Below are 13,740 nucleotides of genomic sequence, written 5' to 3'. Positions count from 1 at the left end.
AGCTTCTTGGGCCCTTGCGGCTTTCGATCCACTCGGATCTCGAACCCCATCGCACTCCCCAAGCTGGGGTGTTGCGACGACCACTAGAAGGAGGGGTGCGAAGGAGGGGTTACCTCTTCCTGGGACCGGAAAGCGGACATCCAAGGCGCAGCAACTTTGGCGCCGAACTATCCGGCCTGCGGCCGACGGCCGATATCCAGAAGAAGGCGGGAAAATGCCTCGGCCAGCCCTGCCTGTCCTTGTAGATCTTTCACAAGGATGGTCCGGAGTCCCAGTTGTTCCTTGGCCTGCCCTGGAGCGGGACCAGGCGTTCACGGCTCCCCGTCTCGCCGAACGGAGCCGAGGACGCCGAACGCTACCGGCGGACACGCCGATCGCGACTTGGCTTGACGACGCACGGCCTGCGCCACGCCAACCAGACCTGGATGGGTGAGGATCGGGTCGCCGATGTCCTACGGGATGAACGGATGGGCCACCCGGTGGAAGACGACGTGCGTATCGCCTCATCGATGCGGGACCACTACACGCACGTGTCAGAGCGGATGCGGGGAGAGGCAGTGGAGGCGCCGCAGAAGCGGTGGGAGACCGCGCTCATGGAGCGAACCGCCTTGGAGGTGCTGTGGGGGCAGGCAGGCAGTCTACGGTGCCACTTCTGGATCGGCTCCTGGAGCCGTACCGGGACGCTGCCGTGACACAGCTTCAGCCGAGGACGTTGCGACGGCGATCCGGCCGACTCGCCCGGCAGCCCGCGCTTCCAGCGGGAGGAGGGTGAGATGAGTCACACACTGCCCTGAGGAGCGGGTTTTCGATCTCCGCTCCCACTTTGCTCCCAGAATCGGGCACCGGCTGAGCCGGGAGAGCAAGAAACCCCCCGGATCATGTAATCCAGAGGGCTCCTACCTGCGTCCTACTCGCGTGGGCGATACTGGGATCGAACCAGTGACCTCTTCGGTGTGAACGAAGCGCTCTCCCGCTGAGCTAATCGCCCGCCCTGTCGGCTCCTCGCGGTGCCGACGTGGAAAACCATACAGCAATCCGAGAGCACTGGCGAAGCGACGCGGGAGAGGAGACGATCTTGAAGGCGCGACACGGACGCGAACCAAAGGTCCGTGGATGCGTCCAGCAGGGGGCTACGGTGTCATAGCATCGTCCTGATCCGTAGAAGCACTGTACGACCCAGGCTCAACCTCTATGGCCCGAGACGCCCCGGCAGGGGGAGTCGACGGTGACCAAAACGATACGCAAAACCCTTGCAAATATGGCCCTGTTGGTGATGTTTAGCCAGGTAGAGACCCAAATGTCGCGCTGTGATGTGCGTTACAGAAGGGCCCGGAGGCGGAATCTTCCCTACAGGTTTCTTTGTTCCGCGTCATAGCTCGGGACGAAGAGTCCGCCAGAGCAGTGAAAGCCCCGCAGAGGGGACCGACGACGAAAAAGGTTTGGCTGACGATGAACAGCTCCACCGTCTCTGCCGAGCTGGGCCTTCGGCTTGTGGTCCCCGACCGTACCACCGTCCCCCTGCTCGCCGGACTCAGCTACACGGCCGATGATCCCTACGCGATCAGAATGGCCTTCCATGTGGGGAACGACGAACCGGTCGAGTGGATCTTCGCCCGTGAACTGCTGACCGTCGGCATCGTGCGACGGGTCGGCGACGGAGACGTCCAGGTGTGGCCCGCGCGCGCCGACGGCGAGCGGACACTGCACATCAGTCTCACCTCGCCCTTCGGGCAGGCTCTGTTCGAGGTGCCTCTCGCGCCTCTCACCGAGTTCCTGCACCGGACCTACGAGCTGGTCCCCGCGGGCCGTGAGACCGACTTCATGGACCTCGACGCCGAGCTCAGCAACATGCTCTGGAGCTCCTGAGGCTCCGTCCGACGCCGCCCGTGGGCTTCAGGCCCGCGGGCGGCGTCGCGTTTCCGGCGTTCCCGTGACGGATCACGGGTCGACGTCGGCCGCGCTCCGTTCGGCGAAGACCCGCATCGCCTTGGCCGTCACCGGGCCGGGGACCGTGGGGAGCACCGTCTCTCCGACCGTCCTGATCGGCTGGATGTCGCGGGTCGTCGAGGTCAGGAAGGCCTCCTCGGCCTCGGCGAGCGCGGAGAGGGGAAGGTCCTCCTCCGCTCCCCCACACCATTCGAGGGTGAGCGCGCGGGTGATCCCGGCCAGACAGCCCGAGGCGAGCGTGGGGGTGACGATCCGCCCGTCACGGACGACGAAGACGTTGCTGCCGGTGCCCTCGCACAGGTTTCCCGCCAGGTTCCCGAAGATCGCCTCGCCGCCTCCCCTGGCCTTGGCGTAGGCCAGGGCCAGGACGTTCTCGCCGTAGGAGGTCGTCTTGACCCCGGCCAGCGCGCCGTGCTCGTTGCGGGCCCACGGCACCACGGTGACGTCCGCGGTCGCGGGGAAGGGCTTCTGGTCCGAGACGATCACGACGAAGGTGCCGTCCGTCTTGCCCCGGTCCGAGCCGAGAGGGCCGGGGCCGCTGGTGTAGCTGATGCGGATCCGGCCGAGCGGCCACGACGGCGCCTGCGCCAGGCAGGCGTGCACACCCTCCGCGACGAACTCCACGTCCGGCTCCGCCATGCCCATCCGCGTCGCGGAGACCAGCAGCCGGTCGAGGTGCCGGGTGAGCGCGAAGGGGACGCCGCCGACGCACTTGACGGTCTCGAACACGCCGTCGCCGACCAGCAGGCCGTGGTCGAAGACCGAGACCGTCGCCTTCTCTGGCTCTATGAGCCGCCCGTTGACCCAGACGGGGACGTTCATCGGGCTCCTCCTGAAACTGCCGGATCTGATGGTGGAACAAGTGTCGTTCCTCACGGGACGCCGCCCCAGGTTATGCCCGCGCGGACGGCGGTGCGGATCCCGCCGTCGGGAACGCCGCCGTCCCCACGGCGTCGGCCAGGAATCCGGCCAGCGCGCGGGCCGCGGGCAGGACCGAGGGCGGGGTGGCGCGTGGCAGCGCGGCGTACACGGTCCTGCGCGGGGCGAGGTCGCCCAGCGAGCGCAGGACGAGGTCGCCGGGTACGGCGTGCGCGGCGATGCCGGGGACCAGCGTGACCCCGAGCCCCGCGGCCACGAAGCCGAACTTCCCGGTCCACTCGGCGATCCTGAGCCTGGCACGCGGGCTGAAGCCCGCCTTGGCGCAGGCCACGTCGAGCATGGTCGTCCCGCCGGGAGGGGGCGCCTCGATCCAGGTCTCCTCCCGCAGCTCCCGCAGGTCCACCTCCGGCCCCGCGGCGAGCCGATGGTCCCTGGGCAGCGCGACCAGCAGCTCGTCATCGACCAGCTCGACGGTCTCGACCTCCTCCTCGTACGGCAGGCCCGACGGGTAGTCGCTGATCACGGCGATGTCGAGGGCTCCCTCCCGCATACGGCGCAGCAGGCCCGCGCTGGGCCCCTCGACCACGGTGAGCGCGACTCCCGGGAACTCGTGGCCGAAGACCCGCAGGGCCCTGGGGACCAGCGCGACGTTGGCGGTGGCGAAGGCGCCGACGCGCAGCCGCCCCCGGTAGCCGCCGTGGATGCCCGCCAGCTCCTCCTCGGCCATGGCGAGCCGGTTGAGCACGGCCAGCGCGTGCAGGTGGAGCGCCTGGCCCGCGGGCGTGAGCCGTACTCCTCTGGCGAGGCGTTCGAACAGCGGGCCGCCCGCCCGCTGTTCGAGGGAGGCGATGCGCCGGGAGACCGCGGACTGGGTGTAGTTGAGCAGGGCCGCGGCCCCGGTGAACGAGCCGGTTCTGACGACGGCGTCCATGAGGCGCAGGGCGTCGATGTCGAACACATTCCTCCTTCGCATGGGATGTATGAAATCTAGTCGCTGGTGGAATGCTTTGGCCCCTCATAGCGTGAGCGGCATGATTTCCTTCCTGGGTTTGGGGCGTATGGGCGCCCCGATGGCACGACGGCTCGTGGCGGCGGGGCACGAGGTCACGGTCTGGAACCGCACTCCCCGTACGGTCGAGGGAGCCGGGAGCGCGGCGACGGCGGGCGAGGCGGTCGCGAAGGCGGACCTTGTGATCACGATGCTCACCGGCCCGGCGGCGGTGCGGGAGGTGCTGACCGCGGCGGCCCCGGAGCTGCGGCCGGGAGCCCTGGTCGTCGAGATGTCCACGATCGGCCCCGAGGCGGTCGCCGGGCTCCGTGACCTGCTGCCCCCCGGGGTCGGGCTGGTGGACGCGCCGGTGCTCGGCAGCGTGGGACCCGCCGCGGACGGCACGCTGACGGTGCTGGCCGGCGGCGACGCCGGAGACCTGGCCCGCTGCCGCGAGGTGCTCGAGGTGTTCGGGCGGGTACGGGAGACCGGCGGTCCCGGTTCCGGGGCGGCGTTGAAGCTTGCGGTGATGGGCGCGCTGGTCCCGGCGCAGGTGCTGCTCGCGGAGAACCTGGCCCACGCGGCGGCGACCGGTGTGGACACCGGGACGCTGCTGGACGTGCTCGGCGGGACCCCGCTGGCCTCACTCGTCGAACGGGTACGCCCCGTCGTCGAGAACGGGCCGCGGCGGACCGCCTACTCCCTCGGGCTGGCCGCCAAGGACCTGGGGCTGGCCGCCAAGGACCTGGGGCTGGCCGGGCACGGGACGCGGACGCTGGCGGCGGCGGCCGAGGAACGGCTGCTCGGGGCGGTATCCGCCGGGCTCGGCGACCAGGACCTGACGGCCGTCTTCGGATACGTGGCGGCGGGCCGTACGGGGAGCCCGGGGGTTCGGAAGGTGAACCCGGCCTCGGTGCCCGCGACCAACGGGTACTACTCCCACGCGACCAGGACCGGGGACCTGCTGTTCGTCTCCGGCCAGGTGGCGCTCGACGAGGAGGGCCGGGTGGTCGGCGAGGGCGACATGACCCGCCAGTCGGAGTACGTGATGGAGATGCTGGCACGCGTCCTCGCCGACCAGGGGTGCTCGTTCGACGACGTGACCCACATCCGGACCTTCCTCACCGACATGTCACGGTTGCGGGAGTACGGCGAGGTCCGGGGGCGTCACATCACCGGTGAGCCCCCGGCCAGCACGACCGTCGAGGTGTCCCGGCTGTTCATGCCGGGCCTGATGATCGAGATCGAGGTGGTGGCGGCTATTCCAGCGGCCCGGTGACGGACTCGGCGGCGGCGACGACCGCGTTGCTCGCCACGAGCCTGGTCACCGCCTCGATCTCGGGGGCGAGGAAGCGGTCGGGGCCCGGGCCCGCGACCGTCTGGCGCAGCGCGGCGACAACGGCCCCGGTCGCGGGGGCGGGCCGGTGCGGCGCGCGGAGGTCAAGCGCCCTGGCCGCGGTGAGGATCTCCACCGCCAGCACCCGGGTCAGGCCGTCGACCGCGCGGCGCAGCTTGCGCGCGGCGGACCAGCCCATGGAGACGTGGTCCTCCTGCATGGCGGAGCTGGGGATGGAGTCGACGCTGGCCGGTGCCGCCAGTCGCTTGAGCTCGGAGACGATCGCGGCCTGGGTGTACTGCGCGATCATGTGACCGGAGTCGACGCCGGGGTCGTCGGCCAGGAAGGCGGGCAGGCCGTGGCTGCGGGCCACGTCGAGCATCCGGTCGGTACGGCGCTCGGAGATGCTCGCCACGTCCGCGACCGCGATGGCGAGGAAGTCGAGCACGTAGCCGACGGGGGCCCCGTGGAAGTTGCCGTTCGACTCGACCCGTCCGTCGGCCAGGACCACCGGGTTGTCGACCGCGGAGGCCAGCTCGCGTTCGGCGACGACGGCGGCGTGGGCGAGGGTGTCCCTGGCGGCTCCCGCCACCTGGGGGGCGCAGCGCAGGGAGTAGGCGTCCTGGACCCGGGTGCAGGTGCCGTCCCGGTGGGACTCCATGATCCCCGAGTCCTTGAGCAGGGCCCTGAGGTTGGCGGCGCTGGCCGCCTGGCCGGGGTGGGGGCGCAGCGCCTGCAGGTCGGCGGCGAAGACGCGGTCGGTGCCGAGCAGCGCCTCGACGCTCATGGCGGCGGAGACGTCGGCCGTCCTGAACAGGCGGCCCAGGTCGTCCATGGCCAGGATGAGCATGCCCAGCATGCCGTCCGTGCCGTTGATCAGCGCCAGGCCCTCCTTGGCCGCCAGCTCGACGGGCTCGATGCCCGCCTGCTTGAGCGCCTCGGCGGCGTCGCGCAGGTCTCCGGCCGCGTCGCGGACGACGCCCTCCCCCATGATCGTGAGGGCCACGTGGGAGAGCGGGGCGAGGTCGCCCGAGCAGCCCAGGCTGCCGTACTCGTGCACGACGGGGGTGATCGAGGCGTTGAGCAGATCCTGCAGGACCTTGGCCGTCTTCGGGCGCACCCCGGTGTGGCCGGTGGCCAGGGTGTGCAGGCGCAGGAGCATCAGCGCCCTGACGACCTCCCTCTCCACCTCGGGACCGGAGCCGGCGGCGTGCGAGCGGACGAGTGAGCGCTGGAGCTGGGCGCGGAGTGAGGGGTCGATGTGCCGGGTGGCCAGCGCTCCGAAGCCGGTCGAGACGCCGTAGGCGGGGGTCGGGCTCTCCGCGAGCTCGTCCACGCGGATCCTGGCCGCGGCCATGGCCGCGACGGCGTCGTCGGTGAGGCGTACCTCGGCGCCGTGCCGGGCCACCATGGTCACCTCGTCGAAGCTCAGCGGTTCCGGCCCGACGTTCACGACCGCTCTGTCACCCATGGCGTCACTCTCTCGAACTCAACGCGTCTCAGCGCATCTCAGTAACTAGTGCATGCGATGTTAGCTCCTTACATGCATAGATCGCCGCTATGCCTTTTCTGCCCTTTTCTGTGACTTCGACCACTCTGCGGACCACCCCACGTCTGTACCATCCGCGCTCCATAAGAGCGCAGGTCACAGCCGCGCCGAGGGCTCCGCCGAGATGGAACCTGCGTTCCGTCCAGTCGAGGCACCCGGGGGCGAATCTGCGCCGCGTGTCCCGGACCGCGTCCACGTCCACGCCGAGGCCGCCGAGCTCCCGTCTGCCCCGGCCGGTCACCTCGAAGGACTCCTCCCCGGCGAGGTATCCGGCGGCCTTGAGCGCCCCGAGCAGATCGACCCCCGCCCGGCCCGCCAGGTGGTCGTAACAGGTCCGCGCCTCCCCCAGCAGCCGCGCCTGGCGGGACTGGCGCAGGGAACGGACCTCGGGACGCGCCCCCACCCGCGCGAGGACCTCGAGCACCTCGGCGACCTCGGGGCCCGCCAGGCGGTAGTAACGGTGTCTTCCCTGGGCGATGACGTCGACCATCCCGCCCTCCAGCAACCTGGCCAGGTGGGAGCTGGCTGTCGGCGGGCTCACCCCGGCGAGCCCGGCCAGCTCACCGGCGGCCAGCGCGCGGCCGTCCAGCAGCGCGGTCAGCATCGCGGCCCTCGCCGGATCGGCGATGAGGGCGGCGACGGGGGCGATGTCAGCGTCGGCGGCGATGCGTTCGGCGACCATGCTCCGACGTTACCTTTCACATCTTTCGCCCGGTATCGAAGTGTCCGCGGGGGTCACGAACCCCCTGCGACAGCGGGATCCGGTTTGGGGAGTCGGCGAGTATTCGCTAGAGTTCTGTCCGTGAGACCGGCTCGTCCGGAAACACACGCGGAAGTGGCTCAGTGGTAGAGCATCACCTTGCCAAGGTGAGGGTCGCGGGTTCGAATCCCGTCTTCCGCTCGAACAGGGGCCACGGCCCCGCTCGGTGGAGTGGCCGAGAGGCGAGGCAACGGCCTGCAAAGCCGTGTACACGGGTTCAAATCCCGTCTCCACCTCTGGTTCTTCGACGAGGACGATTAGCTCAGCGGGAGAGCGCTTCCCTGACACGGAAGAGGTCACAGGTTCAATCCCTGTATCGTCCACCATCTCAGCGATCCCCTCGGGCCACGGCCCGGGGGGATCGTTCATTTCCGCCCCTGCCGTACGGCCCGGCCGCCCGCCTGGACGGGGTACTTCCCGGGAGCCGCCGGGGTGTGCAGCTGTTTGCCCAGCCAGGGCAGCGCCTGGGGGATCTCCCGGTTCCAGGTGTTGAAGTTGTGGCCGCCGCTGGGCAGGATCAGCGACGCGGTCCGCATCGGATCCCTCGCCAGCGCCAGGAACGCGCGGGTGTCGGCGTAGTCGCTCTCCCCCTTCTCGCTGCTGGTGACCAGCACCGAGACGGGCGGGACCGGCAGGTTCCGCAGCCGCCACATCAGGTCGTTCTCATCGCGCAGCCTCGCGCTCCCGCCGAACAGGTCGCCCGTGGTCACATCGACGGCCGTGCGGAAGTAGCCGGACAGGGAGACCGCGGCCGAGAACGCCTCCGGATGGCGCATGGACATCTTCAGCGCGCAGTAGCCGCCGGTCGAACCGCCGAAGACGCCCCAGCTCTGCGCGTCGAGACCCGTCCGGTAGGAGGCGGCGACGGCCGCCCGCAGGTCCCTGGTGAAGTACGTCTCCACCTGGGGCCCGCCGGACACGTCCACGCACTCGGTGTCGCGGGGCGGGACGACCGTCGGACGCATGAGCACCATGATCGTGGGAGGCATCCGCTTCTCGGCGACCGACTTCGCGGCCATGGCGGGAAGGTTCAGCCTGGTGATCAGGTTCCTGGCGTCCCCCGGGTAGCCGGTCAGCGCGAGGATCACCGGGAAGCGCCGGTCGGCGTACTTCTTCTCGAAGTACTCGTGGGGCAGGTAGACGTATCCGGGAGAGGAGATCCCGGTCTCCCCACCCGAGATGACGACCTGCTCCAGCCTGCCCGCCGTACCCGGGGGCAGGGCGACCTGGCCGACCTCGGTCACTCCCCGGCCGGGACGTCCCGAGGCGGCGGTCCGGCCGTCCCCGGCGACGATGGGCGGCGCCGCATCGCCTTCTGTGCCGAGCAGGTCACCCCAGGAGCCGTAGAACCCGAAGTAGGCGTTCGCCACCAGGCCGAGCGCCACCAGGGTGAGAACCTGGTTTCCCGCGAGCACCCCGACCCTGCCGAGGATCGAACGCCAGGTCCGCCCGCTCAGCAGCGGCCAGGCCCAGACCGACGCCGCCAGCGCCACGACGGCGAGCAGGCCGAAGAGAAACTGCACCCCGACTGCGGTGATCCCCATGCCGCCCCTCACCTGGTTACCGCGTCCCCCGTTCGATCTACGCGCAAATTTACTCAGCGCGGGTAAGGCCGCGGTTAGCGTCGTGTTGGCCGGGCTTGCGCGGAGCGGCGGTCGTCACCGTTTAGCCTCCTCTCATGAGGGAGCGTCCACCCATCGCCCGCCCCTGGGTGCCCACCGCGGCGGGCTACGCGTCGCTGACGATCGGGATTCTGGACATCGTCAAGGCCGTCGTCCCCCCGTTCAGGGGGACGCGGGTCAGCGAGATCGCGGGTTTCCTGCCGGGAACGGTCACCTCGATCGCCCAGGCGGCCTCTCTCGTCATGGGCATCCTGCTCGTCATGCTCGCGCACGCCCTCAAGCGCAGGAAGGTGCGGGCGTGGCGGACCGTGGTCCTGCTTCTTCCGCTGAGCGCCCTCATCGAACTCGTGCACATGCACCGGATCGTCGGCGCCGCGATCAGCATGCTGGTCTTCGCGGTGCTCGTCGTCAACCGCCGCGAGTTCCACGCCCTCTCCGACCCCAGGACGCGCTGGCGCGCGGTGTGGAACTTCCTGCTCATGTTCGTCCTGGACGTCGCCATCGGCTGGGTCGTGGTCAACACCCACCCGCACACCATCGTCGGGGACCCGAGTCTCAGCGACCGGCTCCAGCACGTGCTGCTGGGGCTCGTCGGCCTGGAGGGACCGGTCGTCTACTCCTCCGACAGGACCGCCGACCTGGTCTACTTCTCCCTCACCGGCCTCGGGCTGCTCACCGCGGTGACGACCGCCTACCTGGCGTTGCGCCCGGAGAAGCCGGTCGCCGAGCTCAGCAAGGAGCAGGAGGAGACCGTGCGGGAGATGCTCGCCCGGCACGGCGCCCGCGACTCGCTGGGCTACTTCGCGCTGCGCCGCGACAAGAGCGTGATCTTCTCCCCCTCCGGCAAGGCCGCGATCGCCTACCGGGTCGTGGCCGGGGTCATGCTCGCAAGCGGCGACCCCGTCGGTGACATCGAGGCGTGGCCCGGCGCGATCAGGCGCTTCCTCGACGAGGCGACCCGGCACGCCTGGGTGCCCGCCGTGATCGGGTGCAGCGAGGCGGGCGGCGAGGTCTGGACGCGGGAGGGCGACCTGTCCGCCCTGGAGATCGGCGACGAGGCCGTCGTCGAGACGGCGGACTTCACCCTCCAGGGCAGGGCGATGCGCAACGTCCGCCAGATGGTCAACCGCATCGAACGCGCGGGCTACACCTGCCGGGTACGACGGGTCGGGACCCTCTCCGAGACCGAGAGGAGGCTCATCCGCGAGGCCGCGGACTCCTGGCGCGGAACGGAGACGGAACGGGGTTTCTCCATGGCGCTCGGCCGCTTCGGCGATCCCGCGGACGACGAGTGCGTCGTCGTCACCGCGCACCGGTCCTCCGAGGACGGCGCCACCCCGCCCGGCGAGGACATCCGGGCCGTGCTGCACTTCGTGCCGTGGGGGCAGGACGGCATCTCCCTGGACCTGATGCGCCGTGACCGCGACGCCGATCCCGGGCTCAACGAACTGCTGATCGTCAAGGCCCTCCAGGCCGCCCCCGAGCTCGGGGTGAACAGGGTCTCGCTCAACTTCGCGATGTTCCGGGCGGTGCTGGCCAGGGGCGAACGGCTGGGAGCGGGCCCCGTGCTCCGCGCCTGGCACGCCGTGCTCGTCTTCCTGTCCCGGTGGTTCCAGATCGAGTCGCTGTACAGGTTCAACGCGAAGTTCCACCCGCTGTGGGTCCCCAGGTTCGTGGTCTATCCGGCCGCCCGCGACCTGCCGCGCATCGGCATAGCCGCCCTCCAGGCCGAGGCCTTCATCAACGTCGCCCTCCCCGGCGTCCCCTTCAGGCGCAGGCGCCGCTCCCGTCCCGGCGACGTCCCCGGGGAACGGACGGCGCTGCCCGGCTGAGGCGCGCCAGGGCCGGTCACGCTCCGGTACGGCGGGCCGTGGGCCAGGACCGTCCGTGGAGCGGTTTCCGGGCCTTCTCCCCCATATCCATGCTTTTCCAGAAAAGCCATCCCAACACTTGACTTTTCCTTGAAATAAACCCCCGGGGACTTATCTCGATTCCTCCACCAGAAGGGGCGAATTTCCCGCTGAGTCCCTCGTTCCCCAGAAGATGCTTTCCTCCCATGAGGCGCCCCGCCGCCCTCCGGGACCTCTTCTCGCACCCGTTCCCGCAGAGGCGTCCCCCACGGGGACGGGCCCCTCTTCCCTCCCTCTCGTTCCGGCGCCGCGCCGCCGGAACGGATCGCCGGCATCCGGGAGGTCCCGCCGGGTGCATGGCCCACGGGAAGGTCAGGGGTCGTTTCCGGCACCCGCGCGGCTCCGCGCCGGAGCCCGTCGTACTCTGGGAGCGTGCCCACACCAGGTGACTCCGACCCCGGCGCCCGCTTCCCGCCCCGCCTCACGGCGAGGAAGGGCCCTGCCGTACGAGCACACCGTGTGACCGGCCGGACCCGGCCCCGTCGGATCGGACACGTACGGGCTCAGGCGACCCGTCATGCCTACTCCTCCACTCAGGCGCGCATGGGCTTTCCCCCGGACACGACCTCGCCAGAAATATGCCCCTTGAACTGGTTTGTCCAGAGGCGTGTCCTGATTCGGCCAGTCTGAGGGATATACCTTGTCAATCCATATGCTTGGTGCGAATACTTGCGATTTGTTCTTATTTATGGGAGAGGCAACGCAATGAAGCGAGTAATTGTTCACAAGCCCGGCACGATTACGCTCAGCGGAGCCGCCAGCCCCAAGCATGTCGGCTGACGTCGAGCCAACGGAACCGGCGCCCAGTGGTGGGCGCCGGCCCCTTACGAACGCACAGGTGACTTAAAGGAGACCGGTGAGTCTGGGATCGTTCCCCCAGGAGGACCCGCCCCTCGCCCCGCTGCTCCTGCCCCCCGTGGACGCCGACCGGCGGTTGCGCGGGCCGTACACGGCCGCGAGCGCGATCGTCTCGGCTCTCGTGCCCGTCGCGCGGCCCGAGCTGGTGGCCCGCTACGACATAGAGCTGCGGGCGGTGGCGCCCGACGCGCGGCACCTGATCCCGCTCAGACGCCGGTCACTGACCGGTCTGCTGCCGAAGGCGGAGCGGATCCTGGTCCACGCGCCCCGCCGTACCCTGCGCCTGTCGAACGGGTTCGCCGAGTTCCTCCACGAGCATCTGGCCGAGACCGGGCCCAGGACGCTCGTCGTGGAGAACGTCCACGAGGCGGACCCGACCGACAGGGAGCTGCTGGCGGTGCTGCGCCGCCGGATCGACCCCGGGCTGCTGACCGTGGTGACCGGCGGGCAGGTCGTGCCGGAGAAGGCCCTCAGTCCCGAGGAGCACGACGCGCTCGCCGACGCGCTGGAGCGGGATGGAACGATCGGGGCGCGGCTCGGCGCGATCCCGCACCACCGTGAGCACGGCACGCGGCCGCACAGCGCGGTCGAGGCGCTGTGCTTCGCCGTCGAGTGGTGTCTTGAGGCGGGTTGTCACGACGCGGCCGCCGAACTGGGGTCACGCGCGCTGGCCCTGGCCGGTCCCGCCGAGACCCGGGAGACCCCCGAGGAGACCTGGTGGCGGCTGGTGCACGACACCGCGACCGCACTGGGCGCGCTCGGCCGCGAACCCGAGGCCCTGGCCCTGTTCGACCGGGCCAGAAGAGAGAGCGTCTCCCCCGTCACGCACGCCTCCGCGGCCTACTCGACGGCCATGCTCAAGGTCCGCGACCACGATCCGGCGAGGCGCGACCCCGAGGCCGCGCTCGGCTGGGTGAACCAGGCCGTCGCCATCTCCGGGCTGCTCCCCGACCCCCGCGAACGGGCCTTCAGACTGGGCTTCGACCTCAACGGCCGGGCACTGGTCGAGCTGCGCCTCGGCCGTCCCGGCAGGGCCTTCGATCTCGTCCAGGAGGCGATCGGCCTGGCGGAGCGGGACCTGCCGCCCGGCGAGCACCCGATCCACCGGATGGTGCTGCTGGCCAACAGGGCGCAGCTGGCCGTCGCGCTGGGCCGCCCCGAGGAGGCCCTGGAGAACCTGGACACCGTGATCGGGATCGATCCCGGCTATCCCGACTACTACATCGACCGGGGGAACCTGCTCCACCGGCTGGGCAGGAGCCAGGAGGCGATCGCCGACTACGAGGCGGCGATGCGGGTCGGGCCGCCCTTCCCCGAGCCGTACTACAACCGGGCCGAGATCCGCTTCTCGGCCGGTGACCACGAGGGGGCGCTCGCCGACCTGGACCACGCCCTCGAACTCGACCCGGAGTTCGTGGACGGGCTCGCCAACCGGGCGGGCCTGCTGGCCGCGCTCGGCGAGTACGGCAGGGCCAGGGCCGACGCGGAGGCGGGGCTGCGGATCGACCCGCTCAACCCGTACCTGCTGTGCGCGCTCGGCCAGATCGAGATGGCGCAGGGCCGTGCCGAACGGGCGAGGGCCGCCTTCGACAGGGCCATTGAGCTCTCCCCCTCGCTGATGGCGGCCTGGGCGAGCCGGGGGATGCTGGCGTTCGAGACCGGCGACCCCGAGGGAGCGGTCTCCGACTTCACCCGGGCCCTCGAACCCGGCGCCGACCCGGCGTTGCTGTTCAACCGGGCGATGGCGCTGCGTGCCGCCGGACGGGAGGAGGAGGCCGTGGCCGACCTCACCCGGGCGCTGGATCTCGCTCCTGACGACGCTGAGATAAGAGAGGCGCTACAGCGTCCTTGACAACCTTGTTACCCACGGGGAAATAGCGCATCATTCACC

General features: G+C 70.4%; 10 protein-coding genes and 4 tRNA genes. 8 read left to right on the top strand and 6 right to left on the bottom strand.

Annotated elements, in window-relative coordinates:
• The first annotated feature begins 386 nt into the window (after window positions 1–386).
• Window positions 387–692 (top strand): hypothetical protein, encoded by a 306-nt coding sequence (locus tag ACFYY8_RS17010; RefSeq protein WP_390041635.1) that lies wholly within the window; start codon window positions 387–389, stop codon window positions 690–692.
• Between the two features lie 224 nt (window positions 693–916).
• On the opposite strand, the gene ACFYY8_RS17005 is transcribed toward ACFYY8_RS17010, so the two are convergent.
• Window positions 917–988: transfer RNA gene (locus ACFYY8_RS17005), tRNA-Val, on the bottom strand.
• A 461-nt stretch (window positions 989–1,449) separates the two neighbouring features.
• Here ACFYY8_RS17005 and ACFYY8_RS17000 point away from each other — a divergent pair.
• Entirely contained in the window at window positions 1,450–1,866 is a 417-nt protein-coding gene (locus ACFYY8_RS17000; protein WP_089210725.1) for an SsgA family sporulation/cell division regulator, read from the top strand.
• A gap of 72 nt (window positions 1,867–1,938) precedes the next feature.
• Here the strand turns inward: ACFYY8_RS17000 and ACFYY8_RS16995 are convergent, their stop codons facing one another.
• Window positions 1,939–2,769 (bottom strand): aminotransferase class IV, encoded by an 831-nt coding sequence (locus ACFYY8_RS16995; protein ID WP_390041633.1) that lies wholly within the window; start codon window positions 2,767–2,769, stop codon window positions 1,939–1,941.
• A gap of 70 nt (window positions 2,770–2,839) precedes the next feature.
• A complete protein-coding gene (locus ACFYY8_RS16990) occupies window positions 2,840–3,784 on the bottom strand; it encodes a LysR family transcriptional regulator (RefSeq protein ID WP_390041631.1) in 945 nt (314 codons plus the stop codon).
• Here ACFYY8_RS16990 and ACFYY8_RS16985 point away from each other — a divergent pair.
• Window positions 3,756–5,093, top strand: a complete 1,338-nt coding sequence (locus ACFYY8_RS16985) for an NAD(P)-binding domain-containing protein (protein ID WP_390041629.1) — start codon at window positions 3,756–3,758, stop codon at window positions 5,091–5,093. The genes ACFYY8_RS16990 and ACFYY8_RS16985 overlap by 29 nt on opposite strands.
• On the opposite strand, the gene hutH is transcribed toward ACFYY8_RS16985, so the two are convergent.
• Together hutH and ACFYY8_RS16975 are read right to left on the bottom strand one after the other, a co-directional pair.
• Window positions 5,074–6,621, bottom strand: a complete 1,548-nt coding sequence (gene hutH / locus ACFYY8_RS16980; protein ID WP_390041627.1) for a histidine ammonia-lyase — start codon at window positions 6,619–6,621, stop codon at window positions 5,074–5,076. The two genes, ACFYY8_RS16985 and hutH, sit on opposite strands and share 20 nt — an antisense overlap.
• Before the next feature lie 28 nt (window positions 6,622–6,649).
• Window positions 6,650–7,381 carry an ArsR/SmtB family transcription factor gene (locus tag ACFYY8_RS16975; protein WP_390041626.1) on the bottom strand — a complete coding sequence of 244 codons (732 nt, stop codon included), beginning with the start codon at window positions 7,379–7,381 and terminating at the stop codon, window positions 6,650–6,652.
• Between the two features lie 147 nt (window positions 7,382–7,528).
• Between ACFYY8_RS16975 and ACFYY8_RS16970 the strand changes: the two genes are divergently transcribed.
• The 3 genes from ACFYY8_RS16970 (at window position 7,529) to ACFYY8_RS16960 (ending at window position 7,785) form a co-directional block, all read left to right on the top strand.
• A tRNA-Gly gene (locus tag ACFYY8_RS16970) sits at window positions 7,529–7,600 on the top strand.
• Window positions 7,601–7,624: 24 nt separating this feature from the next.
• Window positions 7,625–7,695 (top strand) — tRNA-Cys (locus tag ACFYY8_RS16965).
• A gap of 15 nt (window positions 7,696–7,710) precedes the next feature.
• Window positions 7,711–7,785, top strand: a tRNA-Val gene (locus ACFYY8_RS16960).
• Window positions 7,786–7,824: 39 nt separating this feature from the next.
• Here the strand turns inward: ACFYY8_RS16960 and ACFYY8_RS16955 are convergent.
• Window positions 7,825–9,003 (bottom strand): alpha/beta hydrolase, encoded by a 1,179-nt coding sequence (locus ACFYY8_RS16955; RefSeq protein ID WP_390041624.1) that lies wholly within the window; start codon window positions 9,001–9,003, stop codon window positions 7,825–7,827.
• 134 nt (window positions 9,004–9,137) lie between these two features.
• On the opposite strand from ACFYY8_RS16955, the gene ACFYY8_RS16950 reads away from it, so the two are divergent.
• Window positions 9,138–10,913 (top strand): phosphatidylglycerol lysyltransferase domain-containing protein, encoded by a 1,776-nt coding sequence (locus ACFYY8_RS16950; protein ID WP_390041621.1) that lies wholly within the window; start codon window positions 9,138–9,140, stop codon window positions 10,911–10,913.
• A gap of 934 nt (window positions 10,914–11,847) precedes the next feature.
• Entirely contained in the window at window positions 11,848–13,701 is a 1,854-nt protein-coding gene (locus tag ACFYY8_RS16945) for a tetratricopeptide repeat protein (protein ID WP_390041619.1), read from the top strand.
• Window positions 13,702–13,740 lie beyond the last annotated feature (39 nt).

The sequence above is a fragment of the Streptosporangium sp. NPDC001559 genome, assembly GCF_042893955.1.
Taxonomy (GTDB): Bacteria; Actinomycetota; Actinomycetes; order Streptosporangiales; family Streptosporangiaceae; genus Streptosporangium.
The sequence above is the reverse complement of the archived record's forward strand: the minus strand, read 5'-3'. Positions and strand labels throughout refer to the sequence as shown.